The sequence below is a fragment of the Streptomyces sp. NBC_00454 genome, assembly GCF_041434015.1.
GTDB lineage: Bacteria > Actinomycetota > Actinomycetes > Streptomycetales > Streptomycetaceae > Streptomyces.
This window is the reverse complement of record NZ_CP107907.1, coordinates 7,410,295-7,436,882: the sequence shown is the minus strand read 5'-3', so window position 1 is coordinate 7,436,882 and position 26,588 is coordinate 7,410,295. Positions and strand designations below refer to the sequence as shown.

Here is a 26,588-nt window from a genome sequence, read left to right as displayed (position 1 = left end):
ACAGGGCGCTCCTTGGCGTCGACAGCACGGGGCCTTATGTCCGTACGGTAGACCGCCCGTCGGGCCGGGGAGTGGTGAATGCTGATGCCGGGCGCCGTCATCGAGGAGGGTCGGGGCCCGTCCTCGATGACGGCATCATGGCCGACGCCGCTCACCGTCCGGTGTCGGCCCAGGGGCCCGCCTTTACTTCAGGTGCCGGTCGTAGAACCGGTTCCCGTCCTCCACCTCGAACCACGGGGTCCCGACGTGCCCGCCCAGATTGGCGTGCAACGTCTTCTCCTTGCTGCCGAATGCGTCGAACAGGTCCAGGGCCCGTTGCCGGGGGTTGCCTTCGTCGTCCCACTGCAGCAGGAACAGCAGCGGGATGGTGACCTGTCGGGCCTCCTCGCGCTGGGCGCGGGGCACGTAACCCCCGGCGAAGAAGCCGGCGGCCGCGATGCGCGGCTCGACGGCCGCAAGGTGGATGCCGAGGGCTGTCCACCCCGAGTATCCGACCGGGCCGCCGATCCCGGGCAGGGCGAGGAGCGCGTCCAGGGTGGTCCGCCATTCCGGGACCGCGTTTTCGACCATCGGACCGATGAAGGACTCGAAGATCTCATCGACCGGTTCGCCGGCCTGGAACGCCCGGCGGAGGTCGGCGCGGGCCTGTTCATCGGCGGCGGAACGGGGCCGGTCACCGCAGCCGACGGCATCGATGGTGGCCACGGCGTAGCCGCACGCCGCGGAGTGCCGGGCCCTGGCCGCCAGCCGGGGATCCCGCTTGGGCAGCCCGTTGTTGTGGGCCATCAGGATCAGCGGGGCGGGGGCGGAGGATTCCGGCGTCCAAAGGGTGCCGGGGGTCTCGCCGAGGGTGAATTCGCGTTCGAGGACGCCGTCGTCGAGGTGCTGTTCGGAAGTGAAGTGCATGGTCGTGCCTTTCGGGAGTGCACAGAGTGGCGCTCCCGGACGACCTATCGCCCGACCATGACCCCGGAGGGGAGCACCCATGTCGATACTGCGTTCACGGGTACCACCTCCTCGTTCTCCTGCACGGCCTCCGGGAGGCTAACAGGGCGCGCTGTGCTTCACCAACGGGTTTTTCGGAGGCTCCGAGGCCGGGTCCCCTGGCCGTGGTGGAGCGGTGTCGAGCAGCGCCCACACCCGCCGCCCTTCGGGGCCGGCCTCGGTTCCACAGGTCGAGGTACCGGGTACGCCGGCGAGCCGAGCGAGTACTCCCGTCTCCGGCTCGGCCGCTGCGTGGCTCAGGACCAGGATCAGGAGCAGCTCGTTCTGGTCGGCGAGGTGGACGCTGATCCGCTTGCCTTCGTCGGCGAGGGCCGCGCCGACGAGGAGGTGCACGGTCCGCCCCATCGCCGCGTCCCTCGGTGAGAATCCTCCACGCGTATTCCCCGTCCTGGCAGGCCGAAGCCGTCGCGGGTGGGGTGGTCGACGGGTTGATCACCCGGCGCCGCTGGTTCCCGCCTTGCGGAGGGGGGAAAGCAGGGTGCCGAGCCAGACGGCGCCCTGGAGGGCTCCGGCGACGAGGAAGAGGGCGGTGGCGGACCACTGGCCGATGACCCAGCTGCCGAAGAGGGCGCCGAGCGGGATGGTGATGAAGGAGAGCGAGCGGCCTACCGAGGTGACCCGGCCGATGAGTTCGGAGGGGACGATGGACTGCCTGAAGGTGTACCAGGGCACCACGATGGCGGAGGTCGAAATGCCGAGGAGGAACATGGATCCGCCGATGACGGGGGTGGACGGCGACAGTGCGGGCAGTGCGAGCGAGAGCGCCATCAGGCCCATCGCGGCGGTGAGGGTGGGGCCGACGGGGAAGCGGCGGATGACGGCGGGTGCCAGGGTCGCTCCGAGCAGGGCGCCGGCGCCCTGTCCGGCGAAGACGAGGGCGAGCGCCGTCTGCCGGCTCCTGCCGTCGTCGGTGACGATGTAGATGAGGTTCGCCTCCAGGCCCAGGGCGGCGAAGTTGGTGACCGTCATCAGGGCGGTGCCCCACAGCAGGGGGACCGAGTCGCGGATGAAGACCAGGCCGTCCTTGAAGTCGCTTCCGACGTTGCGCGCGATCTCGCCCCAGCGCACCGGGGCCCGGCCGCTCGTGCCGTGCGGGGCCCAGCGGATGAGCAGCGCGGAGGCCGCGAAGGAGACGGCGTTGACGGCGCAGGCCGTGGCGGGGCCGATCAGGGCGATGACCGTGATGCCGACGACCGGGCCGAGCATGCTGAGCGCGGAGTCGGTGCCCTGGACCCAGGCGTTCATGACGGGTCGGCGGGATTCGGGGACCCGGTCGACGAGGAAGCCCTGGAAGGCGGGTACGTAGACGGGCCGGACCGTGCCGAGCAGGAGTGCCAGGGCGTAGAGGAGCCAGATGGACGGTTTGCCGGTGAAGAGGAGTACGGCCATGACGCCGACGAGGGCGGCGGCGATGCCGTCGCAGGAGATCATCAGGCGGCGGCGGTCGGCGCGGTCGGCGATGGTGCCGGCGAAGAGGCCGACCGCTACGTACGGGATGATCTCCAGTACGTAGGTGATGGCGGTGGAGATCGCCGAGCCGGTCTGTTGCAGGACGAGCAGGGGCAGGGCGAAGCGGTAGATCCAGTCCCCGGTGGACGAGACGATGAAGGCCGAGCGGAGCAGGGTCTCGCCGCGACGGTCGGAGCCCTTCACCTGCTCCGCGGCGTATGCCGCGTCAGTCATTGGGCCACGCTCCCTGCTGGACCAGGGGCGGAGCGGGGGTGAGGGCGCCCCGGAGGGCCGCGAAGCGAGCCGGCGCCGTGACGCCCTTGCAGGCGGGGCAGTCGGGATCGCGCTGCCAGGTCTCTCGTTCGGCGAGGACCGGAGTTTGGAAGGTCACCTGGAGCAATCTGCCCACCGACAGCGGGGTGGACACTCCGGTGGCCAGGCGTACCAACTCACCAACCAGGAATGCCGTTTGCAGGGAGACGAGGCCGTCGAAGGCGGCCATGTCCTCACCGAAGCGCAGCCCGGCGTCCTCCTCCGTGCGCTGCTGGAGGTAGATGTCGCGGGAGGTGGCGTCCGCGGCGTGAGCGGCGGACTTCCAGCAGGCCACACAGCCGCTGATGCCGGGCAGGACCGTGAAGTGGACGGCGCGTTGGGTGTCGACGCCGCCGGTGACCAGGGCCGCGCCCGCGCGCAGGCAGCCCTCGTTCAGCCAGGTCAGGGCGCGGGTCTTGGGGCGGTCGATGGCGGCGATGACGATGTCGCGGTCGTGGACGGCCTCGTAGACGTCGTCGGCGGACATCAGCTTCTTTTCGAGGGTGTGCAGGGTGACGTCGCTGTTGTAGCCCTTGACCCAGGCCGCGGCCTGCTCGATCTTCGACTTGCCGATGTACTGCTCTCCGTAGAGGACTTGGCGGTTGAGGTTGGAGAGCTCGACCGTGTCGAAGTCGACGATGCGGATGTCCCGGAAGCCCATGGCGACCAGGTCCATCAGGACGTGGGAGCCGACGCCTCCGACGCCGAGCATGGCGACCTTGGTGTCGCGGATGCTGCGTTGGTAGGCGTACTTGGATCGGGCGAGGGTCGCGTAGGTCTCGAAGAAGCCGAGGCTGCGGGACCAGCGTTCCAGGTCGTAAGCGGTGAGGCCCTCGTGCGAGGCGTCGGCGTCGTGGAGGAGCCGGGCTTCGTCGAGGTCGGCCAGGGCCTGGTCGAACTCCTCGCGGGTCACGGCCGGGTGGCGGCCGGTGAGCTCGGTGAAGACGGAGGTGGGCTCGCGGGTGCCGTCCAGGAGTCCCACGAGGTCGGAGACGACTCCGTCGGGGTCCTCCAGGGTGAGGATCTCACCGGCCATGCGGAAGTTGATCCCGGACTCGTCCTTGAATGACGGGATGGTGGACTTCAGGGCCGGCTTCGGCACCGTGCTCTCCCCTTCTTGACCTTGTTGATCTGATTGACCTTCTTGACGGAATGGGAATGATCCAGAAGGCGGGGCCCCGCGATTTCTGATGATCTCGCGTCCTGCCGCCTTCTGGATCATTGGATCGCCTTAGTTGACGGAGGAACCGCCGGCGATGCTGTAGGCCTTCTTACGGCGAACAATGCGCATGGGGATACACCCCCTCCCTTGTTCGGTGACCTCGGAATTGTGGGTTCGGAATGCAATCCTTCGCGCCATGCATTCAGGCCAGCTTCCGATGTCCGCCCGTGTGGCGTTCGCGCACGTTGACAACGGGTGTCCGGATTCGGAGGAGCTCCGGAGAGAGGGCACCTGCGCGGATGACGCGCCGTGAGCGGGGCAGATCATGGCCGATAGCAGATTTACCCGCACAAGCTTCACGCGCCGTTCACAGCCTGGGCACGCAGGACGAGCAGGGGCTGGTCCGCGAAGACCGCTCCGTCGTCGAGGAGGTCCGTGCCCGGTCCCGCCTTGGACATGGCGGTGCGCAGGAAGGCGAGCACCTCGCCGAAGCGCGGGTGGTCCCGGGAGACGACCTGGGGGGTGCCGTCCTCGTCGATCAGACAGGGCACGAGGCCGGTGCGGCCGGTGCCGGTGTCCTCCAGTTCGATGATCGCGATCGCGGTGATCCGGGCGTCGGGGTGGAAGGGGAACGCGGCCGGGGAGTCCGGGCGCGGGTAGATGCCGTACTCCCCGAAGACCTCGGCCAGGGCCTCGGCGTCGAGCTCCTGCGGGTCGGCGCCGCGGGCGCGCAGTTCCTCCGCCTGGCGAGGCAGGTCGAAGACCATGTGGCCGAGGCCGAAGAAGACGGGAGTTTCCTCGATGAACTGGACCCCGCGCAGGAGGTGGTGATGGTGCCCGAGGATGAGGTCGGCGCCGGCTTCCACGAGGAGTTCGGCGCAGAGCCGTTCGTGCTCGGTGATCACCCAGGGGCGGGTGTGGTCTCCCCAGTGGACGCTGACCACGACCAGGCCGAACTCCTCCTTGGCCGCCCGTACGCTCTCCTCGACCTCGGCCCAGTCGTGCTCGTTCAGGACGGAGACCACCTTGGCGGGGGCGCCCGGGACGAGGTGGCCGGGGAACGGCGCGGTGTAGCAGTCCTCGGCGCGCAGGGGCGCGACGCCGGGGGTGGCGGGGCCGGCCTGGGTGCCGACGACCATGACCGAGGCCATGGCGACGAAGGCGACGGCGGGCTGCCCGCCCTCGGCGCCGGCCTTGGAACCGGGGCCTCCCCGGAGGGTGACGGGGCGCCGGGCGGTTTCGAGGTCCGGGCCCGCGCCAACCGTCCGTACGCCTTTTCCGGACAGCGTCGCGATGGTTTCGGCCAGGCCCTCATATCCGGCGTCCATGGCGTGATTGTTGGCCAGGGACATGACGTCGAAGATCGCCAAAGGCCCTGCATTCTCCGGCGACACGATGGTGGCCGTGGACATGCCCGGGGCCGGCCTACCGTTTTCGGCCAACACCCCCTCGAAGTTGCCGAATACGATATCCGCTGAGGCCAGAACGGGAAGAATGCCATCAAATGCCGAACCGGGCTTGAGGCGGTCGATCAGCACATCGCCAACTGCCGCCAGAATTCTGGTTGTCATACCCTTAGGCTGTCACGGTGGACCCCTTCGGCGAAAGCAGAATGGATATTCCGATATGCCTTCCGACCACTGGCAGGACCGCTTCACGGCTTCGCGGCCCGGCTTCCCGTACGGGGCCGCGGATGCCCCGGACCGTTCGCTGTACACGTGCAACACCAGCGGGGCCTGCGAGATCCATGTCTGGGACCGTGCCGCCGATGTGCACCGCCAGGTGACGCGGCGGGCGGCCGGGACGAGCCTGGGGGCGTTGAGCGCCGACGGGCGGCGGGTGTGGTGGTTCGACGACACCGACGGGGACGAGGTCGGGCGGTGGATGACACAGCCCTTCGAGGCCGGGCCGGGTGAGGGAGGTGGCGAAGGAAGTGGTGAAGGAAGTGGTGAAGGAACCGGCCGGGGCACGCCCGTGCGCGGGGTGCCGGAAGGGTTTCCCGCGGGGCTTGCGCTCGGTGCGGAGCTGACCCTGATCGCCGTGGCCACCGACGAGGGGACCGGTCTGTGGTCGCTGCCTTCCGGCGGCTCCGAGGACGGGACGGCCACGCTGCTGCGAGCGTTCGAGGACGATGTGGATCTGCTCGCGGTGTCGGCCGACGAGCGGCTCGCGGTGCTCGCCCGCGACACCGGCCTGGAGGTGATCTCCACCGCGGACGGGAAGACGGTCACCGTGCTCGCGGATCCGGCGGGCGGGGCACTCGACGCCTTCGGCTTCAGCCCGGTGCCCGGTGACCGGCGCCTGGTGGTGCGGCGCGAAACGCCGGAGGGCGTCCTGCTCGGGGTGCAGGACCTGGACCGGGGCACGCGAACGCCCGTACCCCTGCCGCCCGGTGAGCCCGCGGCCGAGTGGTACCCCGACGGCAAGGCGCTCCTGGTCACCGTGCACCACCAGGGGCGCAGCACGCTGCACCGGCATGATCTGGTCACCGGGCAGAGCACCGCCCTGCCGGTTCCGGCGGGCACGATCGACGCGGCGGGCGTGCGCGCGGACGGCCGGGTCGAGTACGTGTGGTCCTCCTCGGCGCTGCCACCGGTCGTACGGGTCCTGGACGCGGACGGCAGCGACCGGGTGCTGTTCCGGCCGCCGGGGAGCGTGCCGCCAGGCGGTCCGGAGCTCGAGGACGCGTGGGTGCCGACTCCCGCCGGGCCGCTGCACCTTCTGACCGCCCGCGCGGCCGGGGCTCCCCGGGGCACCGTGTTCCTGCTGCACGGCGGGCCGCACGCCGCCGACTCGGACCGCTACTCCGCCTACCGGGCGGTGTGGACGGACGCGGGCGTGACAGTCGTGCACGTCAACTACCGGGGTTCCACCGGCTACGGCACGGCGTGGCGCGACGCCAATCACGGGCGGCCCGGGTTCCCCGAGCTGGAGGACCTGAACACGGCGTACGAGTGGGCCGTCGGCGCCGGGCTGGCCGTGCCGGGCCGCTGCCTGGTCGCCGGTTCGTCCTGGGGAGGCTTCCTCACGCTGCTGGCGCTCGGGCTCCAGCCGCACCGGTGGGCCGCCGGGATCGCGGAGTCCCCCATCGCGGACCACGCCGCGGCCTACGAGCAGCGGCCGGAGTTCCTGCAAGCCTTCGACCGGGAGCTGTTCGGAGGCTCGCCCGAGGAGCTGCCGGAGGTGTACACGGCCTCCTCACCGCTGACTTACGTAGATCGCGTACGGGCACCCGTGCTGGTGCTCCACGGGCACAACGACCCCCGGTGCCCGCCCGGGCAGATCGACCGGTATCTGGAGCGGCTGCGGGAGCGGGGGGTGCGGCACGAGCGGTACGGCTACGACGCCGGGCACGGGACCCTGGTCGGCGCGGAGCTGATCCGGCAGGCGGCCGTGCAGATGCGGTTCGTGGACGGGGTGCTGGACTGAAACCGGCGCCATGAACGTCGTCCAGCACCGGACCGGGGTGCCGGCCGCCACTGACTTCCCGGCGGCCGGGCCTGTTCCCCGATCGGGTGACGTACCGGCGTGGTGGGCGTGGTCGAACGCCCTGCGCTGCGGGTCTGGCTAGCGTGGTCCAGCGCCTCACGTCCCCGTCCCCCCACCCCGCGGAGCAGGTCCATGACCACCACCCCCCTCACCTCGCTCACAGGGAACTACTCCCTCGACCCCGCCCACTCCCAGATCGGGTTCGTGGCCCGGCACGCCATGGTCACCAAGGTCCGCGGCGCTTTCAACGAGTTCGAAGGCACCGCCTACCTGGACGGCGCGGAGCCCGCCAAGTCCTCCGCGACGATCACCATCAAGGCCGCGAGCATCGACACCCGCAACGAACAGCGGGACGGCCACCTGCGCACCAACGACTTCCTGGACGCCCCGAACTTCCCGGACATCACCTTCGTGTCCACCGGTGTGGAACCGATCGACGACAGCAACTTCCGGGTGACGGGCGACCTCACCATCAAGGACGTCACCCGGCCGATCAGCATCGACTTCGAGTTCCAGGGCAGCGCCAAGGACCCGTTCGGGAACGAGCGGGTGGGCTTCGAGGGCTCGGTTCCGATCAGCCGCAAGGAGTACGGGATCACCTGGAACGCGGCTCTGGAGGGCGGTGGCGTCCTGGTGGGCGACAAGGTCGTCCTGGAATTCGAGGTCTCCGCGATCCGGCAGCCCTGACCGGACCCGGTCCCCCGCCGCGGCCGCGTGCCCGGCGGCTTTAGGAAGTTGCGACTGCCGCGCGTGCTCGGCGAGCATGTGCGTGACAGTTCTGGGGGGACCACATGACGCAGCACGGGATCATCGCGATGGAGCGCCTGGACGGATCGGCCGCGGTGGAGGCCGAGGGCGCGTTCAGGGTGATCTACGCCGAAGCCTTCGCGGAGGCTCCGTACAACGAGACCGCGGACGATGTCGCCGCCGCCTTCCGCCGCTTCCCCGTACAGGCCGGCCGCCGCGCCTTCAACGCTGTCCTGGCCCGCACCCCGCAGGGCGAGCCGATCGGCATGGCCTACGGCTTCCCGCTGCGGTCCGACACCGTGTGGTGGGACGAACTGACCGAGCCCGTACCCGCCGACATGCGGCGCGAGGACGGGCAGCGCACCTTCGGGCTCATGGAACTCGCCGTGCGCGGACCGTGGCGCGGACAGGGCGTCGCGCGCGGCCTGCACGAGACGCTGCTCGACGGCATCGGAGCCGAGCGGGTGCTGCTCAACGTCCACCCGGCGAGCAGGGCGGCGTCGGCAGCCTACCGGGCGTGGGGATACCGCAAGGTCGGCGAGGCGCGGCCCTGGGGCGCGGGCTCGGATCTCCATGACGTGATGCTGCTCGATCTGCGCTGACCGCGGGTCGCGGGTCGTGGGTCGCTGATCGCGGGCAAAAAGATCTCGGATCTGTCGGACGGCTGCATACCCTGATCCCCGTCCGCACCGTCGGCACGATCTGGGGGAGTCATGACAAGTAGGTTCACCGAGTTGACCGTTGACTGCCACGATCCGGAGCGGCTTGCCGCCTTCTGGTGCGAGGTCCTGGACTTCAAGGTGATCGACCGCGGCGAGGGCCAGGTAGAGATCGGCTCCTGGGTGCCGACCGTCGAGGAGGTTCGGGCCCGACAGATGCCGCCCACCGTGGTGTTCGTCCAGGTGCCCGAGGGCAAGACCGTGAAGAACCGGCTGCACCTGGACGTCAGCCCGATCGACGGAAGCACCGAGGACGAGGTGACGAGACTGCTCGGCCTCGGCGCCACCAGGACGGATGTGGGCCAGGGCCCGGACCGCAGCTGGGTGGTCATGGCGGACCCCGAGGGCAACGAGTTCGACGTCCTGCGCACCCTGGCACCGTAGGCCTGGGCCTGCGTTACGTTCAGCCCATGAACTCATTGGCTCAGATCTACGACAGAGAGTTTCGGGTGCGGGCCCTGCGCGAGCAGGGATGGGGCCGGGGCCTGATGGCAGCGGCCGCCCTCATCTGGCTCTGGATCGCCTACCTGCTCATCTTCCCCTTCAGCGCCGGCCAGGGCTCGAACTCCAAGCCCGTCGAGTGCGAATCCAGGGCCTTCCACCAGGACAGCAGGAAATACGCGGTGTCGTACCGCGCCGACGCGGGCGAGCGCTGCGACGCCGAGCGCGACTGGGCACCGATACTCGCCGGCCTCCTCCTCTCCCTCCCCCTGGCCGCACTCGGTACCGGCCTGTACGCCACCGGCACCTCGGCGACCCGCACTGTCGCGTACGCCACCGAAATCGCTCGGCTCAACGCCACCAAGGAGATCTGAGTACCCCGTTCCAGGCCTGCGCCTGCGGCCGCCACTCCACTGACCGTTCGTGGCGCCGACGCACCCCATTGCGCGCGCCGCGGCGGCGGCTGATCCGGCAGATTCCCGGAACCCGGCACTGCCTGCCTCAGCGCCTCAGGAGTGCGACCAGGCTGGAGCTGCTGTCCGCGCCGTGGCCCGCGGCAACACCGCTGCGGAACAGGTTCACATGGGCCTGCAGCACGGACGCGTCGACCCCGGAGTCGGCGGCGGTGCGGGTGAGGTGCTCGACGCTGGAGAGGCACATCGTCAGGCGGTCCACCTCCCCGCCGTGCTCGTTCGCGTCGATCCGGGCCGCGTAGAAGCGGATGAAGTTGCTCATGCTGTCCGCGGTGTACGTCGCGTACGGAAGGAAGTCCTCCGTGGACAGCCCGTTCGCCTGGGCAACGGCCGCGGCCTGCCAATAACCCGTCATGGCCGTCCAGAACATGATCATGTTGATCTGGTAGTACAGCGCCGCCAAGCCGGGCTCCTCGCCCCGGAAGTCCGGAGTGGTCAGCACCGCCAGTAGTTCGCGGTGCTCGTCGTACAGCTCGCGCGGGCCGCTGTAGAAGGCCGAGGACTCGGGCTTGCCCATCCCCGCGGGCGGGATGTTGAAGGCACCCACCAGGTACGAGGCCCCGCGCTCCTTCGCCCAGTGCGCACCGGCGCGCGCCTTCTCGGGCGTGTCGGACGACAGGTTGATCAGTACCTTGCCGTTCAGGTCCGCCTCGCCGAAGGTCCCGTACATCGCGCCGACGTCGATGAGGCTGAGCAGCACGGGGCCGCCCGCCTCCAGTGCCGCGGCGAGGTCCCCGGCCTCGACCGCTCCGCGCGCCACCAGTTCCTCGGCCCTGCCGGCGGTGCGGTTCCACACCGTCACGTCGTATCCCGCGTCGAGGAACACCCCGGCCATGGCCCGGCCCATCGGTCCGAGTCCGATGACGGTCACCGTGCGCTTGCTCATGAAGATCCCCATCCATTCGTGATGACTGACTAGCTGGCTGGCTGACTGCCAACCGACTAGAACGAACGCTCTATCTAGAGACTTGGGTGACCGTAACACAGGACTGGAGCGAACGCTCTATTTAGGGACGGGGTACGATGCCCCCATGGCAGAAACCGCACTGGGAACCAGGGAACGCCTGGTCAGGACCGCTTCTCGACTGATGCAGCACCAGGGGTACGAGAACGCACCGATCAAGCAGATCGTGCGCGACGCCGAGGCGACCCTCGGCTCGCTCTACCACTTCTTCCCCGGCGGCAAGCAGGAGCTCGCGGTGGCCGCGATCCGCTTCGGCGACCAGGAGTTCGCGGAACTGCTGCGCAGTGGGCTGGACTCCCGCGAGGACGCGGCGGAGGCGGTCGGGGCAGTGGCCGCGCAACTGGCCGCGGCCCTGCACACCTCCCAGTGGGCCGACGGCTGCCCAGTGACGGCCACCGCGCTGGAGACCCTGGACCGGCTCCCGGACATCCAGGCGGCCTGCGCGGATGCCTTCCACAACTGGCAGAACCTGGTGGCCGAGAAGCTGCTCGCGGCGGGCATCGCGGAACCGGATGCCCGCGACCTGGCGGTCACGGTCATCAACACCCTCGAGGGCGCGGAGATGACTTCCCAGGTCACCCGCAGCCAAAGCCCCCTGCTGACGGCCGGCCGTCACCTCACCCGACTGGTTCGCTCGTACTACTGACGGGGCCCCTCTCCCGACGCCCGGTCGGAGTCGCTGCGAAGGACACAGAATTCATTGCCTTCGGGGTCGGCGAGGACTGCCCAGCCGGAGCCGTCGGGATTCCGGTGATCGGCGACAAGAGTGGCACCGAGGCCGAGCAGCCGTTCGACCTCCTGCTCGCGCGAGGTCTCGGGGCGCAGACAGAGATGGACCCGGTTCTTGGTCTTCTTGGGCTCGGGCACCTGATTGAAGTACAGCACCGGGCCCTCCGCCAGCAGCACCTGCGTCTCCCGGTCACCCGGTTTGCCCTCCGGGTCCACTGGACGCCCGGTCACCCCGCTCCAGAACCGGGCCAGCTCGTAGGCATCCGCACAGTCGATCGCCACGTTCTGCACTACCGAAACCATGCGCGCCAGCCTTCCCGGGTTTCACCCCGGACGCCACCGAGGTCCATCAGTCTGAAGTCCGGCGCAGGATCAGGGAGACGAAGCCCCAGCTGTCCCGGTAGGACCGCAGCCACTCGGAGCGTCGGGCGGTCGCGGTCTCCAGCACGTGCGAGCTGTCCGGATCGGCGGGGTGGTCCAGGGCCCACGAGGCCAGGGAGCCCCAGCAGGCCCATTCGTAATCGTCGAGTTCGCGGCGCGTGCTGACGTGCCCGTCGACGGGAGTCCACCCGTCGGCCACGACCCGGTCCACGGTGGTCGCCAGGTCGGTGAGGTCCTCGAACATCTCGAGGGCCTCCCGGGAGGGATTGCTGTCCCAATATCCCTCCCCGATCAGGACCCGGCCGCCCGGAGCCAGGTGCTCGCGTGCCGCTGCGAGGGTGGGCAGCAGACCGCCGAAGGCGTGCGTGGCCCCGACGCTGAGCACCAGGTCGAACGGCTGCTTGGAGACGAAGTCCGCGGCCTCCTGGTGGTGGAGGACGAGGCGCTCCCGGACTCCGAGGTGGCTCGCCGCCCGGTCGGCCTGCGCCAGGGCGTCCTCGGAGACGTCGACACCCTCGGCTTGCAGGTCCGGACGCGTTGCCAGAGAGCGCAGGAGCCATTCCGCGGTCCCGCACCCCAGGTCGAGCACCCGCTCGTCGCCGCGCGGGAGGCCGCGTTCCAGCAGCCGGCGTACCGAGTCGTCGTCGATCGGCGACTTTATCGGGTGCTCGGCATGGGCAATTTTTGAGATCTCTTCACGATTCACCGGGGAAGCTTGCCAGGAGTCGCAGAGAGCCCGCACCCCCTTTTCGATCAAGGATCGGAACCTGCGAAGTAACCGCCGGTCCACGGGTCTTGACGATTGCACGGCGCCGTGGCCGCCCCGGTGGGCGGTGTCGGCCGCCTCACGACGGGCGCCGCAGGCCTTTGTGCGGATGTTTGTTTGATTTGGAGATCCCAGTCACACAAGATTACGTTTCCCTCATGCTGTACCGGGATCGCCGCGGCGCCGTCGGCCGGCGTGAGATCACTCCGTTCGCGGCCGTCCCCACCTGCAGCGGGCGGCGGTGACGCCCATGCGCTTCGCCGCCTGCCGCACCCTCTTGTTCAACCGCTCTGGAGAGGACTCCGCCCAAGTGCCCCAAACCGTCGACCGGTGGACCACAACGCTGCGCAGCGCCTGGCAGCGCGGCGCGCTGTGGCCGTGGTGCCTGGCGGCCATCGCCGCGTTCTGCGCGTATGCCGTGACCGTCGTGTTCCACCCCGGATACCTCAGCGTCGACAGCCTCGAACAGCTGGGGCAGGCCCTGGGCGACCAGCCGGTGAACGACTGGCATCCGCCGGTGATGGCCCTGCTGTGGCGGATCCTCATCCACACGACCGGCGCCGTATCGGCGATGGCCGCACTGCAGGCCGTCGTGTTGTGGGGGACGCTCTGGGTTCTCGCCCGGCTGGTGTGGAAGAACACCGGCAGCCGCTGGCTCTCCCTGGCGATGCTCGCCGTCGGCCTCGCCCCGCACGTCATGAACTTCACGGGAGTGGTGTGGAAGGACGTGCACATGGCGTACGCCCTGCTCGCGGCCTTCGCGGTCGTGCTCACCGCGCGGGAGTTGCCGGCCGGCCGGACCAGGACCCGCTGGGCGCTGCTGATCCTGGGCGTGCTGTTCCTCGCCTACGCCCTCCTGGTCCGGAAGAACGGCTTCGTCGCCGTGATCCCGGTCTTCATCATGCTGGTCCTCGCGATCTGGCCCTCCTCGGGCCGACGCCGCTGGCTCATCGCCACCAGTGCGCTCGTCGCGGTCACCGCGGTCGCCAGCGCGGCCGTGTCGTCGACCACCCATCCGGTCGCCACCCGGCAGTACGCGCAGATCCCGCTGGACGACATCGTCCACGTGCTCACCCCTGCCCAGGTGGGCGCCGCGGCCGACAAGGCCGGTGCCAGCGCGGACTTCCGCAACCGCCTGGTCGCCGCCGCCACCACCTGCCAGAGCGAGCGCATCCCGGCCGACGCGTACTTCCAGTGCTACCCGCGCAACAAGTCGCTCGGCGTCAAGGAGCTGCGCGGCAACACCGACGTCCTCCTCCGCATGTGGACACAGGAGATGCCGAAGCATTTGCGGGGCTACACCGTGTACCGGGTCCGGGTCTTCTCCAAGCTGCTCTTCCAGGGCAACCAGGCCTTCCAGAACGGCAGCGACATCGACCCCCACGCCCCGCAGCCCCCCGCCCTGGCGAGCGCGCCGGTCAACGAGACGCTCAAGGAGTCCCTGCAGGGATACGTGACCGGGTTCGCCCGCGACCTGCCGATGATCTTCCAGGGCTGGTTCTGGCTGGTGGTCGGCCTGGTCCTCACGCTGCGCCGCTGGAGCAGCCGCTACGCCCGCGAGCTCCGGCTCCTCGGCGCCAGCTCGGTCCTGTACGTCCTCGCCTACCTGCCGACGGCGCCCCAGTCCAATTTCCGCTACGTGTACTGGCCCGCGCTCGCCGGCACCGTCGCCGTGCTGCTGCTCCTGGCCGAGTACGTGGCGCGACGCCGTGCCACCGCCAGTGGCGGCGCCCCGGTCGACGTGGATCCGGGTGACCACGCGGGTGGAGGGTCCGGCGCCACACCGGGCGACGTCCGCCCCGTCGCGACGTCCGGAGCGTGACGGGCGCTGGCAGTATTTGAAGTGCTCAGGGTGACGGCCGTCTCCTCGCGCGTTCCGGTCGGCCGCCACCTGCGCGCACATCGCGGCCGCCCTCCATCCGTATGAAGTGGAAGCATCCTTCGTGAACACAGCACATTCCGGACTCGTCAAAGCCGTCATCCCCGCGGCCGGGCTCGGGACCAGGTTCCTCCCGGCGACCAAGGCGACTCCCAAGGAAATGCTTCCGGTGGTCGACAAACCGGCCATCCAGTACGTGGTCGAGGAGGCGCTCGCCGCCGGGCTCACGGACGTGCTGATGATCACGGGCCGCAACAAGTACGCCCTGGAGGAGCACTTCGACCGCAACTGCGAGCTCGAAGACACCCTGCGGCGCAAGGGCGACTACGAACGCCTGTCGCGGATCGAGCAGTCCGCCGACCCCGCGACGCTGCACTACGTCCGCCAGGGCGATCCGCGGGGCCTGGGCCACGCGGTGCTCTGCGCCCAGCCGCACGTCGGGGACGAGCCGTTCGTGGTGCTGCTCGGCGACGACCTGATCGACCCGCGCGACCCCCTCCTGACGCGCATGGCCGAGGTGCGTCAGGAGTTCGGGGGCAGCGTGGTCGCACTCATGGAGGTCGACCCCGACCAGGTCCACCTCTACGGCTGCGCCTCCGTGCGGCCCACCGCGGACGAGGACGTGGTGCGGATCACCGACCTGGTGGAGAAGCCCGCCCCGGGCGAGGCCCCGAGCAACCACGTGGTCATCGGACGGTACGTCCTGGACCCCGCGGTGTTCGAGGTGCTACGCACCACCGAGCCCGGCCGCGGCGGCGAGATCCAGCTCACCGATGCGCTGCGCCGCCTCGCGGAGGACGAGACCATCGGCGGCCCGGTGCACGGCGTCGTCTTCAAGGGGCGGCGGTACGACACCGGCGACCGCGGCGACTACCTGCGCACCATCGTCCGCCTCGCCTGCGAACGCGAGGACCTGGGGCCCGATTTCAGGGCGTGGCTGAGGCAGCTGGTGGCGGAGGGCAGCTGACCCGCCCCCGGGCCGGCGTCAGCAGGCGACGCTGGTGGAGGCGGCGGCTGCGGTCTAGGCCGTCAGATTCCGCATCCGGTCACCGGACGTGCGCACAGGCTGTGTTGGGACCGTCACTGACCTGCGGCTTCGGCGGCTCTCACCCGTATGGCCTACGGGTGCGCGCGAGGCCAGAGGCGTGACTCGGGCGGCTCCCGCCAGCACTGACATGCCATCACTCCCGTGACCCGCTCTGCCGGGACCGGACCACCGCCGCCCTCGAAGTGCGCGGTTCGGCGAGCGGTGTTCGGATGACAGCCGTGCGTCCCCCTCCACAACGGGCGGGACGCACGGTTCACATCCCCCTCCCGCTGTTCGAAGGAGAACGACATGTCGACGCTCACCGCCTGGAAGTTCGCCGGTCCCGACGCCGCCGCCGGGGTCGAAAGCACCCTGCTGGCCCTCCAGAAGCAGGGGCTCATCCAGATCCACGACGCCGCCGTGGTGTCCTGGCCCGAGGACCGCAAGCAGCCCAGGACCAAGCAGCTCAACAACTTGACGGCCGCCGGCGCGCTGTCCGGGACCTTCTGGGGCATGCTCTTCGGGCTGATCTTCTTCGTGCCCCTGCTCGGCGCCGCCCTGGGCGCCATCGGCGGGGCCATCGGTGGTTCCCTCTCCGACGTCGGCATAGACGACGAGTTCATCGACAGCGTCCGGGAAGAGGTCAAGCCCGGTACCTCGGCCCTCTTCCTGCTCACCTCCGACGCCGTCGTGGACCGTGTGCACGACGCCTTCCCGACGGGCAGCGCCCAGCTCATCCGCAGCAACCTCTCCACCGCGGACGAGGCCAAGCTCCGCGAGGTCTTCGCCGCCTGAGCCGAAGCCGCGCCGAGGGCGGGGCAGACGGGAGGGTGGCGACACCCCCTAGAGCGGCCGGCGGCCCCAGGCCGAGATCATCGGGGCCGTGGCCAGGTCGAGTCGGCCGGCGGCCACGTTCGCCAGGTGCCGGTCGATCTCCTCGTCCTCCGCGAGCCGCTCGGCCACCAGGCGTCCGCGGATCTGGCGCACCGTCGCGGCCTCCAGTACGGCGCAGGCCGGGGAGGTGATGGGGAAGTACGCGTCGGCTCCCACCTCTGCCAGGCCCGCCGCGCGGAGCACCCTCGGCAGGGTCCGCCCGAAGGAGAGGTCCGCGCCGCGGGCCGCCATCAAGGTGCGGAATCCGGACCGCAGCCGGTTCGCCAGCCGTTCCTCGGGGCCCGACTCCTCCGGGCACAGCCGCGGTTGCAGCATGGGGTCGGCGTCTTCGAGCAGGAGCCAGCCGCCGGGCCGCAGTGCCCGTACCATCCGGCGTACCGCCTCGGCGCGCTCGGCCACGTGCACCAGGACCAGCCGTGCGTGGACGAGGTCGAAGGAACCGGGCGACGGCGGCGGATCGGCCGCGACGTCGTGCCGGACCACGTCGACGACCCCGCCCGCGAACTCCCGGGTCCAGGAGACGTCGATGTCCGTGGCGAGCACCGCTCCCGTCGGGCCGACCCGCTCGGCCAGTCCGAGGGGTACGGAGGGACCGCCGGCCCCGACCTCCCAGCACCTCATCCCGGCGCCGATGCCGAGCCGGTCGACGTGCCGGAAGGTGACGGGGTCGAACAACTCCGCCAGGGCGCGGAAGCGGACACCCGCCTGAGCCTGCCGGTTGTCCAGCAGATAGCCCTGGCCGCCGCTGTCCGACTCGGTGTCGTGTCCGGATTCGCGACCGTTCTCGTGCTCGTTCACCCGTCGATCCTCCCAGAGACCGGGCATACGGTTGAGATCTTGGTCCGGAGAGGAAGAGGACGACCGTGGACATCACAGGAAAGACCCCGTCCCGACGCACCGTGCTCGCGTGGGGGGCCGCAGCGGCGCTGGCGGCCCCGCTGGCGGCGGACGGGAGCGCCTTCGCCGCAACCGCGACTGCGACTGCGACCGCGACTGCGACCGCGACTGCGACCACCGGCGGCGGTGGCGGTGGCGGGGACGCGGTGGCGCACCGGCTGGCGGAGCTGGAACGGGAGCACTCCGCCCGCCTGGGCGTCTACGCACGCGACACCGCCACCGGCCGCACCGTGAAGTACCGGGCACAGGAGCTCTTCCCGATGTGCTCGGTCTTCAAGACGCTGGCCGTGGCCGCCGTACTGCGCGACCTCGACCGGGACGGGGAGTTCCTGGCCAAGCGCGTCCACTACTCCGAGCAGGAGGTCACCGCCTCCGGTCACGCCCCGATCACCGGCAAGCCGGAGAACCTCGCCGTCGGCATGACGGTCGCGGAGCTGAGCGACGCCACGATCCGCTTCAGCGACAACGCCGCCGCCAACCTCCTCCTGCGCGAGCTGGGCGGCCCGACCGCCATCACCCGCTTCGCCCGATCGACCGGGGACCCGACGACCCGTCTGGACCGTTGGGAACCTGACCTGAACTCCGCCGAACCCGGGCGGGTCACCGACACCACCACCCCGCAGGCCATCGGACGGACCTACGAGCGCCTCGTCCTAGGAACTGCGCTCGCGCCCGCGGACCGGCAGCGGCTCACCGGCTGGCTGCTGGGCAACACCACGGGTGGCGAACGGCTGCGGGCCGGTCTGCCTCCGGCCTGGACCGTCGCGGACAAGACCGGAGGAGGGCGGCACGGCACCAACAACGACGTGGCCATCGCCTGGCCGCCCGGCCGCCCGCCCCTCGTGATCGCGGTCCTGACGACCAAGCCCGACCCCGACGCCCCGGCCGACAACCCCCTCATCGCCCGGACCGCCGAACTCCTGGCAGCGGCCCTGACCGGGAGTTGACCGCGCCGACCCCGCCTACCCCGCCGATTCCAGGCGCCCGACCCGCCCCTTCTCCCCCGCCGCCCAGCAGCCGCCGTCGGCCGAGCAGGCGACCGTGTCGAACGACCCCGGGTCCAGCGGCCGCCAGGTGCGGCCGCCGTCCCCGGTCACGTCCGTGCCCGTCGGGCCCACCGCCAGAGCCGTGCCGGCGCCGTACGGGAACCAGGCCGCGCCCGAGCGGTAGGCCGGCGGCGGTACCGGAGCCTGGCGCCAGGTGCGGCCCGCGTCCGAGGACACCGCCGCGGCCTGCGGGGAGGCCTGCCCGGTGCGGTAGTCACCGCCGACCGCGAGGCCCCTCGTACGGTCGCGGAAGGCGAGGGCGAAGACCCCGCGCGCCGGGTCCCCCGCCGGGATGGTGGAGTCGGCGGCCTGCCAGGTCAGGCCGCGGTCCGCCGAGTGCAGGACCCGTGCGACCGCGCCCCCGCCGGTCGCCAGCCAGACATCGCGGGGCCCGGCGGCCACCAGGCACTGACCGCTGGCCGCGAAGCCCGCCTCACCGGGCAGCGCTTCGGGCATCCCGGCGTTCGGCAGGACCCGCCAGCTCCGCCCGCCGTCGTCCGTGGACAGGATGCGGAACTTCCCGTCCACGGGGTCGCTCATCGCGAGCCCGTGCCGGGCGTCGAAGAAGGTGAGGCAGTCGTAGAAGGCCCGCGGGTCGGGGTTGCGGAAGGTTTCGGTCCACGTGGCACCGCCGTCCTCGGTGCGCAGCACCCTGGAGGCCTCGCCCTCCCCGATGGACAGGGCCACGGCGCGCCGCCCGTCGAAGGCCTCGATGTCCCGCAGTTCCAGCCCGTCCGCGACGGCCGCCGGGGGCGAGACGTCCCGCCAGCTGCGCCCTCCGTCAGAGGTGCGCAGTACGGTTCCCTTGGATCCGGCCACCCAGGCCGTGGACCGGCTGACAGCCGCCAGCCCCCGGAAGCGGGCGTCCTTGCCGGTCGCCTTCAGCGCCCAGGACGCGCCCCGGAGGTCCCGTAACTCACCCGCGGCCTGCGCCGGGGAGGCCACCACCCCCAGCAGCAGAGCCGCCGCGCACATGCCAACTCCCAGAAGTCTCATGGCGCCGGAAGCTAACGCACCGGGGATTCAGCGTCCAGGGCGCGTCCGGTACACCCGCAGTTGCGAGACCTCGTAGGACAGCTCCGTGACCTCGGGCTCCGGCGCCGGGTGGTACCGGCCCGCGGAGACCGAGAGGTTGACGATGAGGTACGCGGACCAGCCGCGGCCCACTCCCCTGCCGTCGCCGAAGACGCGTACGCCGTTGACCCACCAGACGACCGAGCCCTTCCCGAACTCGACCTTCAGGTCGATCCACGCACCGGGCCGGATCGCAGGGTCGCGGTGGTAGCGGTGCGCCTCCCGGACGTGGTTGGAGAGCTCCAGCAGGTCCGGGTTGTCGGGGTGGTACTCGAAGACGTCGATCTCCTGGCCTCCGTCGCGCCAGGTCCAGATCGCGGGCCAGGCGCCCCGCTGCACCGGCAGCTTCACCCGGGCCTCCAGCACGTCGCCGGTGCGCACGGAGAAGTCCTCGTCGCTGCCCTCGGTGGTGAGGAGCCCGCTGTCCCAGTAGCCGTCGGGGCGCAGGGTCGCCCGGAAGAGCCCGCCGCGGCTGTAGGCCGGGTCGGCGACGAGGTGGTCGAGTTTGTTGTCCCCGGGGTTGACCGGGCCGCCGTCGGGATACGCCCACGAGCGGCCGGCGATCCACTGGGCGGGTGAGGTGAAGTCGGCGGTGAAGACGGGGGTGCGGCGCGGGCGGGCCAGGTGCCGCAGTCGTTCGAGCATGTCCGAGACCATGACTGTGATCTGCCCGCCAGCCGCCCCGCCACACCCGGAATTCTCACTTATAGCGATCGAGTGGTAACTCTCCGCTCCAGTGAGGGTGTCCGATCTGTCATGGCGGGGCGGGGCTGACCGGGCGGGGCGGCGCGGGGGCCGTCAGCCCTGGCAGAGGCCGCGGGTGTAGTCGTAGGTCGCGGTGGTCTGGGAGTACCGCCACTGCGGGTCCAGCAGGTCGCTCTTGAGCTGGGCCGCCGCGGCCGGGCTCTCGACGACGTACCCGAAGTCCTGCAGCCAGGACGGGTAGAGGTTCTTGGAGCCGATGTAGAAGGCCGAACCGTCGACCGACACCAGCTTGTGGTGCTGGGCGTAGGGCTTGCCGTCCGCCCAGGTGGGCTGGTCGGAAGCGCGGAACGTGGCCAGCTGGAGGTTCTCGCACAGGGCCGTCCGCGCCCGGGCGCCGTCACCGGTGAGGGCCGCCACCCGGCCGCGCAGGGCGTCGCTCACCTCGGAGAGCGACTTGATCTGCGAGTAGCCGCCGCTGCCGATCGTCCCGCGGTTCGCCGGGTCGCTCACGACGATGCGGACCTTCACGCCGGAGGTGAGCTTCTGGGCGAGGGCGTCGTAGAGGCGTACGTCGTAGCGGGGCAGCGGGGGGCAGGTGGCGTGCACGTCCTGCTGGGAGATCTCGATGTGCGAGGTCGCGCTGGAGACCAGGGCGCGCAGGGCGCTCTCCTCCGGGTTGACCGTGTCGTAGTCCCGGTCGGCGTTGGTGTTGTCGTGGATGCCGATCCCGCACTTGGTGTCGCCCGCGGTGGGCAGGACCGGGCGGAAGGAGGAGGTCGGGTCGTTCTGGCGGATGCCCACGCCGAGACCGCCGACCGCGAGCGCGGGTACGTCCCCTGCCGGCGGGGAGGCGGGCCGGGGCAGCGAGGGCATGCAGCCGGCGCCGGGCGAGGCGGCGAACCAGACCGAGCTCCAGTTGCTCTTGTTGCGGCAGGTCCAGTCCCACAGGGAGTCCAGGTAGCGGCCCGCGGAGCCGGCCGCCGGCCCGGAGAGCGCGAGGTCGACGTCGCTGACCGGGTGGGAGGTCTCGAGGTAGTCGTCCTTCCAGCTGTTGATGCCGCCGGTGATCACCGAACTGCCGTCCACCACGACCAGCTTGGAGTGGTTCCAGGAGAAATCGGTCTTCGAGGTGGTCATCGAGGCCACGTTGAGGGTGATGTTGCCCGCGGCGGCCGGGCCCAGCTTGGCCAGCAGTTCGTCCCGGTAGGACGAGGGGATCACCGTGGAGTGGTAGATGGGCGCGGCGCCCACCATGATGCGCACCTTCAACCGGTTGCCCTTCTGGGCGGATTCCCTGAGGCCCGCGACGATCGCCTCCTGGTAGCCGCCGTTGGGGAAGGGTGCCAGCGTCGATATGTCCACCGTCTGCCGGGCGCCGGCGATGTCCTGGCGCATCTTCTCCAGGAGACGGCGCGATCCGGGCCGGTCCACGCACGCGGCGTCACCCCAGCAGCCGGGCGTCTGGAGCAGCCAGTCGGCGCCTCCGGGCTCGGACGAGCCGAGCCGGTTGCCGGAGGTCCGCTCCCAGACCGAGCCCTCCAGGCCCGGGGAGACCTGGCGCAGGGTCTGCTCGATCGAGTCCAGGTGCGGTGTGGGCGCGTCCGCGGCGGAGGCGGGGGCGGTGGCGCCGAGGAGTGAGAAGCCGAGCGTGAGGGCCGTCGTGGAGACGAGGGCGGCCGTACGGGCGGTGCGTGCCAATGTGGTTCCTTGACTGAGGGATGGCTCTGGCCGGGGCGCGGTCGGCCACGGCTTCGACCTTGATCAACTCCTGCAAGTTACCAGCAGGTAGCCATCCGTTCATCCGCCTCGGTCGAGTTCCGGCCACCCGAACCCGAGCCGCCCAGCAGCGGGTTCAGGGGGTGGCGCGAGGCGCCGAGGCAGGGGCCGCACCGGCACCCTTCGGCCAGGAGAGCCCCCCGTGTGTCCGTCGACACAACGGCCGTCTTTAAATTCCATGAGAACATGTGCCGCACACAAGTTCCCCACAGGTAACGCCGGGCCTGCGTCCGCGGACCCGTTGGGGCTTCCCTCTCACTGCAGGGTGCCGCCGGTGGCGGCACGGAGGTTTCACCATGCCCCAGCCTGGGCTCAAGACCAGACTCGCGGCCCTCGACGGGCTCCGCCTGGTCGCCGCGCTGATGGTGGTCGTGTACCACTACGCAGCTCTGAGTCGCCCCTGGGGCCACGACCCGGCCACGATCTTTCCGACCCTCCAGAACTTCGCCCAGTTCGGGTGGCTCGGGGTCGAAATCTTCTTCGTGGTCAGCGGCTTCGTCATATGCATGAGCGTCTGGGGACGCACGGTCGGCGACTTCGCCATATCGCGGGTCTCCCGGCTCTTCCCGGCCTACTGGGTCGCCGTGCCCCTCACCGCGCTGGTCGTGAAGATCTGGCCGGAGGTCCACTCCATACGCGGCTGGGACGACGTCCTCGTCAACCTGACGATGCTGCAGGCCGGCAACAACACCCGGAACATCGACGACGTCTACTGGACGCTCTTCGTCGAGCTCAAGTTCTACGTGCTGATGGCGGTCGTCGTCCTCTGCGGAGTCACCTACCGCAACATGGTCGTCTTCTGCGGGGTCTGGACCGTGGCCGCGGCGCTGGCGCCCTCGCTCGGCTCTCCCCTGCTCGCCGCATTCGCGATGCCCACCTACGCGCCGTTCTTCATCGCGGGCATCGCCTTCTACCTCATGCGCCGCTACGGCTCGAACCCCATGCTGTGGGCGATCGTCCTGATGCAGCTGCTGCTGTCCCAGCGCTACGTGCATTACCGGATGGAAATCAACCTGGGCAAGGCCGCGGCCGACCTGCTGCCCACCTGGCCGGTCCGACTGATCATGATCGCCGGGTTCGGCATCATCGCCGCGATCGCGCTCGGCGCCTTCGACAAGATCCAGTGGAAGTGGCTTTCGACCGCCGGGGCGATCACGTACCCGTTCTATCTCATCCACATGTACATCGGGATGACCCTGATCCACCACTTCCGCAACCGGGTTCCGGCGGCCGTCCTCCTGGTCTCGGTGACCGTACTGATGATGGTCACCGCCTGGCTGATCCACCGGCTGGTGGAGCGCCCCGTCGGCAAGTGGCTCCGCGACGCGATGCGGCGCGGGGTGGACGACGTACGCCGCAACACCCCCGCCCGCAAGCGCCCCCGCACCACGCCCGGCGTCCAGGCCCAGGCCGCCCAGGCCCCGACCGCCGGGCCATCGGAAGAGCTCCAGATCCCCGTCAGCAGTCCCGTCGGCTAGGGCTCGCGCCATCGCTCCGCCCCTGATGGAGACGGCCTAGGCCGCCGTCCGTTCGGTGGCGGGCGCCCCGGTGCGCTGGGCTTCGACCAGGTTCTGGCGCGTGCCGCCCCGCGAGTTGAGGTGCAGCTTGTATCCGCCGGGCTTGTGCGCTTCCTCGGCCAGGTGCTTGACGACGACCTTGCACACGAACTCCTTGAGCTTGGCTCCGGGCCGGCCGTCGATGTTGAACCACACGGCGGCGTCGAGCTTGTCGGCGAACTGGAAGATGCCTGCATTCCGGCCGAGGCTGATGCACTGGGCGCCGAACACCTGATTGAGGGTCGCGGGCCGCTCCGCCCCGATCCGGCTGAGCACCGTGTCGGCGGCCCGCGCTCCCAGCGGCATCGCGGCCTGGCAGCTCATCCGCAGCGGCAGGCCCGAGGGGGCCGCCGAGTCCCCGGCGGCGACGATGCGTTCGTCGTCCACGCTGGTCAGCGTCTCGTCCGTGAGCAGCCGGCCCAGGGCGTCGGTGCTGAGCCCGCTGCGGGCGGCCAGGTCCGGCACACCGAATCCGGCGGTCCAGATGGTCACCGTGCTCGGCAGTTCGCGGCCGTCGGCGAGCCGTACGGCGTCACGCTTCACGGCGACGACCTTCGCGTCGGGCCCGTCGAGGACGGTCACACCGAGCTTGGCCAGTCGGCCTGCGACCGAGCGCCGGCCCCGGGGGTGCAGGTACGGGCCCAGGACCCCGCCGCAGACCAGCGTCACCGTGCGGCCCTGCTCCGCGAGCTCGGCGGCGGTCTCGATGCCGGTCGGGCCGGCCCCGACCACCGTCACCGCGGCACCTCGCAGGGCCGCTTCGAGCGCCGGGCGCAGCCGCTGCGCGTCCTCCAGAGTGGCGATCGGGTGGGCGAACTCGGTCGCTCCCGGCACGCCCGGGTCGGCGCTGCCGCTGCCCACCGCGTAGACGAGGTAGTCGTAGTCGACCGTGCCGCCGGAGGCCAGCGCCACGTTGCGGCCGGCCGCGTCGATGTCGGAGACGGTGTCGACCACCAGCTGGACGCCCTCGGCCAGGACCTCGCGGTATTCGACGACGGCCTCGTCGGTGCCGGCCGCCAACTGGTGCAGCCGGATCCGGTGGACGAAGCTCGCCCGCGGGTTGATCAGGGTCACGCTCACGTCCTCGCGGCCGGTGAGGCGGTTGGCCGCCATGACGCCCGCGTATCCGCCGCCGATGACGAGGACTTCGGTGTTGCCGTTCATGGTCTCTCCTTGTTCGAGCGGTTGTCGGCCTCTAAGACAGGGCACGCCCGCGCGCTGTGACACGGTGCGGGGCGGCGTGAGGCAGGTCACTGCGGTCGGCGGTGGTGGGGTCAGCGCGCGGGACGACCGCCGCCGCGCGCCTCCTGTCGTACGGGCTGGTCTTCGGCCGGGGCGTTCCAGACCGCGCGTACGGTGTCCACGCACTCGGCGGCCTGGGTGCGGCCGGCGCGGGCCGCGGCGGCGCAGCGGGTCTGGTCGAGCATGTTGCGGCCGAAGGCCTTGCGCGAGGCGCGGTCGGGGGTGAGGACCGCCACCGGCGTCCCGTCCTCGGCGAGTTCCGCGCCCTGCTCGGTCGCGCTCGGGTGCGGACCCACCGCCTTCGGGATCGGGGCGATGGCGACGACCCGCCGATGGCCGCGGGCGAGGTGGACATTGGCCGTCGAGCGGCTGCCGCCGTCCATCCAGCGGCGGCCGGCCATCGACACGGGCGGCCAGAGCACGGGCACCGCGCAGCTCGCGGCCACCGCCTCGGGGAGGGTGACGCCCGAGGTGGCGTCGAAGACTTCCAGGGCCCCGGTCCGGGCATCCACTCCGGTCAGGCGCAAGTCCGAGCCGGGCCAGTCCCGTACGCCGCCCAGCAGGACGGCGATCGCCTCGTGGACCGCCGATTCGGGGGCGGTGTCGGCGGCCAGCGCGGCCCGGCCGAGGCGCTGCACGGAGCGCTGCGGGTCGCGGGATCCGAGTGCGGCCCAGAGGAAGCGGGCGGTCTGGCCGAGGGTGACCTCGACGTCGATCTTCGGGGCGCCGTCCAGCTGTTCGGCGTAGAGCTCCTCGGCGCTCAGGCCCGAGGCGAGGCGGGCCCCGAGCACGGAGCCGGCGGAGGTGCCGATCGTGACGTCGGCGCACGAGAGGTCGATGCCCGCTTCGGCCAGTCCGGCCATCATGCCGACCGTCCAGGCGAGGCCGATCGTTCCCCCGCCACCCAGTACCAAGGCCGTGTCCGCCATGTTCCCGCCCCTTCCCGAAGCTTAACCAGGGAATGCCCCCCGTTTCCGGGATCGACGATAGCATGGGAACTGGGGAGTGGTCCCCGCTTTCTTCGGAGGAGTTGGAGCGACGATGACGATGCCCCTGCGGCGCGACGCGCGACGCAACCGCGACCTACTGGTCGAGGCGGCCCGCGAGACCTTCGCACAGCGCGGATTGGACGCCCCGCTCGACGACATCGCCCGCCGGGCGCGCGTCGGCAACGCCACCCTGTACCGGCATTTCCCCACCCGCGCGCAGCTGGTGGAGGCCGTCTTCGCGGGGGCGCTGGCCCACACCGTCACCGCCGGCGCGCTGGCGCGGAGCGCCGAAGACGCCTGGGCCGGCCTGACCGGGTACCTCGAACAGGTCTTCGCGGGACTGGCCGCCGACCGCGGTGCCAACGACCTGATGACCACGGGCCTGGAGGGGGCCGGTTCGCTGGAGGCCGTGCACGCGCACAACCGGGAGACCCTCGACCTGCTGATCGGGCGCGCGCAGCGGCAGGGCACGATGCGCGCCGACGTCACCACGCAGGACCTGCTCCTCGCCCTGGCCGCCGTCGGCCGGGCCGTCCCGGCCCTGACCGCCGCCGTACCGGACTCCTGGCGCCGCTTCCTCGCCCTCTTCCTCGACGGGCTGCGCGCCACCGCCCCGGCCGATCCGCTGCCCGCGGCCCCGCTGTCCGCTGCCGAACTCGGCCGGGTCCTGCGCGAGCTGGGCCCGCCCCGGAGCCGCCCGGACCGCTCCCCGTGAGGCTGACGCGGCTAGGTCGTCTCTTTCGGATCTTGTCGGTCTGGTCCGCGTCGTCCGGTGCCGTGCCTCGGCGCGCTGCCGGGGCTCCCGTGTACTGGACGTACTCGGGTGCCCCGGAAGTGCGGCGAGGTGCGGTGCCGGGCGACGCGGA

Annotated in this window: 26 protein-coding genes; 12 read left to right on the top strand and 14 right to left on the bottom strand. The window is 70.9% G+C overall.

Annotated elements, in window-relative coordinates; translation table 11 throughout:
* Positions 1 to 183 precede the first annotated feature (183 nt).
* From OHU74_RS33890 to OHU74_RS33870, 5 genes are all read right to left on the bottom strand, one after another.
* Positions 184 to 906 (bottom strand): dienelactone hydrolase family protein, encoded by a 723-nt coding sequence (locus tag OHU74_RS33890; RefSeq protein WP_371619473.1) that lies wholly within the window; start codon positions 904 to 906, stop codon positions 184 to 186.
* Positions 907 to 1,044: 138 nt separating this feature from the next.
* On the bottom strand, positions 1,045 to 1,350 hold the full coding sequence (locus tag OHU74_RS33885; protein ID WP_371619472.1) for a hypothetical protein: 306 nt from the start codon (positions 1,348 to 1,350) through the stop codon (positions 1,045 to 1,047).
* An 87-nt stretch (positions 1,351 to 1,437) separates the two neighbouring features.
* Positions 1,438 to 2,688: an MFS transporter gene (locus OHU74_RS33880; protein WP_371619471.1), complete on the bottom strand. Its 1,251-nt coding sequence runs from the start codon at positions 2,686 to 2,688 to the stop codon at positions 1,438 to 1,440.
* A complete protein-coding gene (locus OHU74_RS33875) occupies positions 2,681 to 3,868 on the bottom strand; it encodes a ThiF family adenylyltransferase (protein ID WP_371619470.1) in 1,188 nt (395 codons plus the stop codon). The genes OHU74_RS33880 and OHU74_RS33875 overlap by 8 nt, the downstream gene beginning before the upstream one ends.
* A 416-nt stretch (positions 3,869 to 4,284) precedes the next feature.
* On the bottom strand, positions 4,285 to 5,499 hold the full coding sequence (locus OHU74_RS33870) for a CapA family protein (protein WP_371619469.1): 1,215 nt from the start codon (positions 5,497 to 5,499) through the stop codon (positions 4,285 to 4,287).
* A 55-nt stretch (positions 5,500 to 5,554) separates the two neighbouring features.
* Between OHU74_RS33870 and OHU74_RS33865 the strand changes: the two genes are divergently transcribed.
* The 5 genes from OHU74_RS33865 to OHU74_RS33845 all read left to right on the top strand — a co-directional run bounded on the left by OHU74_RS33865 (position 5,555) and on the right by OHU74_RS33845 (position 9,698).
* Positions 5,555 to 7,357, top strand: a complete 1,803-nt coding sequence (locus OHU74_RS33865) for a prolyl oligopeptidase family serine peptidase (protein WP_371619468.1) — start codon at positions 5,555 to 5,557, stop codon at positions 7,355 to 7,357.
* Between the two features lie 192 nt (positions 7,358 to 7,549).
* On the top strand, positions 7,550 to 8,104 hold the full coding sequence (locus OHU74_RS33860; RefSeq protein WP_371619467.1) for a YceI family protein: 555 nt from the start codon (positions 7,550 to 7,552) through the stop codon (positions 8,102 to 8,104).
* A gap of 104 nt (positions 8,105 to 8,208) precedes the next feature.
* Complete coding sequence (locus OHU74_RS33855; RefSeq protein ID WP_371619466.1) at positions 8,209 to 8,766, top strand: GNAT family N-acetyltransferase; 558 nt, start codon at positions 8,209 to 8,211, stop codon at positions 8,764 to 8,766.
* A gap of 111 nt (positions 8,767 to 8,877) precedes the next feature.
* A complete protein-coding gene (locus tag OHU74_RS33850) occupies positions 8,878 to 9,267 on the top strand; it encodes a VOC family protein (protein WP_371619465.1) in 390 nt (129 codons plus the stop codon).
* 26 nt (positions 9,268 to 9,293) lie between these two features.
* On the top strand, positions 9,294 to 9,698 hold the full coding sequence (locus OHU74_RS33845) for a hypothetical protein (RefSeq protein ID WP_371619464.1): 405 nt from the start codon (positions 9,294 to 9,296) through the stop codon (positions 9,696 to 9,698).
* A 127-nt stretch (positions 9,699 to 9,825) separates the two neighbouring features.
* Here OHU74_RS33845 and OHU74_RS33840 read toward each other — a convergent pair whose 3' ends face one another.
* Positions 9,826 to 10,683: an NAD(P)-dependent oxidoreductase gene (locus OHU74_RS33840; RefSeq protein ID WP_371619463.1), complete on the bottom strand. Its 858-nt coding sequence runs from the start codon at positions 10,681 to 10,683 to the stop codon at positions 9,826 to 9,828.
* 145 nt (positions 10,684 to 10,828) lie between these two features.
* Between OHU74_RS33840 and OHU74_RS33835 the strand changes: the two genes are divergently transcribed.
* Complete coding sequence (locus OHU74_RS33835; RefSeq protein ID WP_371619462.1) at positions 10,829 to 11,407, top strand: TetR/AcrR family transcriptional regulator; 579 nt, start codon at positions 10,829 to 10,831, stop codon at positions 11,405 to 11,407.
* Here the strand turns inward: OHU74_RS33835 and OHU74_RS33830 are convergent.
* On the bottom strand, positions 11,401 to 11,793 hold the full coding sequence (locus tag OHU74_RS33830) for a VOC family protein (protein ID WP_371619461.1): 393 nt from the start codon (positions 11,791 to 11,793) through the stop codon (positions 11,401 to 11,403). The genes OHU74_RS33835 and OHU74_RS33830 overlap by 7 nt on opposite strands.
* A gap of 46 nt (positions 11,794 to 11,839) precedes the next feature.
* Positions 11,840 to 12,577 (bottom strand): cyclopropane-fatty-acyl-phospholipid synthase family protein, encoded by a 738-nt coding sequence (locus tag OHU74_RS33825; protein ID WP_371619460.1) that lies wholly within the window; start codon positions 12,575 to 12,577, stop codon positions 11,840 to 11,842.
* Between the two features lie 370 nt (positions 12,578 to 12,947).
* Between OHU74_RS33825 and OHU74_RS33820 the strand changes: the two genes are divergently transcribed.
* The 3 genes from OHU74_RS33820 to OHU74_RS33810 all read left to right on the top strand — a co-directional run bounded on the left by OHU74_RS33820 (position 12,948) and on the right by OHU74_RS33810 (position 16,338).
* The gene (locus tag OHU74_RS33820; protein ID WP_371619459.1) at positions 12,948 to 14,459 is read left to right on the top strand and encodes a hypothetical protein; all 1,512 of its coding nucleotides are present in this window, start codon (positions 12,948 to 12,950) and stop codon (positions 14,457 to 14,459) included.
* 121 nt (positions 14,460 to 14,580) lie between these two features.
* A complete protein-coding gene (gene galU, locus OHU74_RS33815) occupies positions 14,581 to 15,483 on the top strand; it encodes a UTP--glucose-1-phosphate uridylyltransferase GalU (protein ID WP_371619458.1) in 903 nt (300 codons plus the stop codon).
* Positions 15,484 to 15,852: 369 nt separating this feature from the next.
* On the top strand, positions 15,853 to 16,338 hold the full coding sequence (locus tag OHU74_RS33810) for a DUF1269 domain-containing protein (RefSeq protein ID WP_371619457.1): 486 nt from the start codon (positions 15,853 to 15,855) through the stop codon (positions 16,336 to 16,338).
* 48 nt (positions 16,339 to 16,386) lie between these two features.
* On the opposite strand, the gene OHU74_RS33805 is transcribed toward OHU74_RS33810, so the two are convergent.
* Entirely contained in the window at positions 16,387 to 17,235 is an 849-nt protein-coding gene (locus tag OHU74_RS33805; RefSeq protein WP_371619456.1) for a class I SAM-dependent methyltransferase, read from the bottom strand.
* Between the two features lie 65 nt (positions 17,236 to 17,300).
* Between OHU74_RS33805 and bla the strand changes: the two genes are divergently transcribed.
* Positions 17,301 to 18,281 (top strand): class A beta-lactamase, encoded by a 981-nt coding sequence (gene bla, locus OHU74_RS33800; RefSeq protein ID WP_371619455.1) that lies wholly within the window; start codon positions 17,301 to 17,303, stop codon positions 18,279 to 18,281.
* Positions 18,282 to 18,296: 15 nt separating this feature from the next.
* Here the strand turns inward: bla and OHU74_RS33795 are convergent, their stop codons facing one another.
* The 3 genes from OHU74_RS33795 to OHU74_RS33785 all read right to left on the bottom strand — a co-directional run bounded on the left by OHU74_RS33795 (position 18,297) and on the right by OHU74_RS33785 (position 21,857).
* Positions 18,297 to 19,376 carry a WD40/YVTN/BNR-like repeat-containing protein gene (locus OHU74_RS33795; protein ID WP_371619454.1) on the bottom strand — a complete coding sequence of 360 codons (1,080 nt, stop codon included), beginning with the start codon at positions 19,374 to 19,376 and terminating at the stop codon, positions 18,297 to 18,299.
* 27 nt (positions 19,377 to 19,403) lie between these two features.
* Positions 19,404 to 20,099, bottom strand: coding sequence for a beta-glucanase (locus OHU74_RS33790; protein ID WP_371619453.1), 696 nt, complete (start codon positions 20,097 to 20,099; stop codon positions 19,404 to 19,406).
* Between the two features lie 153 nt (positions 20,100 to 20,252).
* Entirely contained in the window at positions 20,253 to 21,857 is a 1,605-nt protein-coding gene (locus OHU74_RS33785; RefSeq protein ID WP_371619452.1) for a phospholipase D-like domain-containing protein, read from the bottom strand.
* Between the two features lie 374 nt (positions 21,858 to 22,231).
* Between OHU74_RS33785 and OHU74_RS33780 the strand changes: the two genes are divergently transcribed.
* Positions 22,232 to 23,413, top strand: a complete 1,182-nt coding sequence (locus OHU74_RS33780; RefSeq protein WP_371619451.1) for an acyltransferase family protein — start codon at positions 22,232 to 22,234, stop codon at positions 23,411 to 23,413.
* Between the two features lie 36 nt (positions 23,414 to 23,449).
* Here OHU74_RS33780 and OHU74_RS33775 read toward each other — a convergent pair whose 3' ends face one another.
* Together OHU74_RS33775 and OHU74_RS33770 are read right to left on the bottom strand one after the other, a co-directional pair.
* Positions 23,450 to 24,655 (bottom strand): NAD(P)/FAD-dependent oxidoreductase, encoded by a 1,206-nt coding sequence (locus OHU74_RS33775; protein ID WP_371619450.1) that lies wholly within the window; start codon positions 24,653 to 24,655, stop codon positions 23,450 to 23,452.
* 110 nt (positions 24,656 to 24,765) lie between these two features.
* A complete protein-coding gene (locus OHU74_RS33770; protein WP_371619449.1) occupies positions 24,766 to 25,662 on the bottom strand; it encodes a patatin-like phospholipase family protein in 897 nt (298 codons plus the stop codon).
* A gap of 112 nt (positions 25,663 to 25,774) precedes the next feature.
* On the opposite strand from OHU74_RS33770, the gene OHU74_RS33765 reads away from it, so the two are divergent.
* Positions 25,775 to 26,437 (top strand): TetR/AcrR family transcriptional regulator, encoded by a 663-nt coding sequence (locus OHU74_RS33765; protein ID WP_371619448.1) that lies wholly within the window; start codon positions 25,775 to 25,777, stop codon positions 26,435 to 26,437.
* Positions 26,438 to 26,588: the final 151 nt, after the last annotated feature.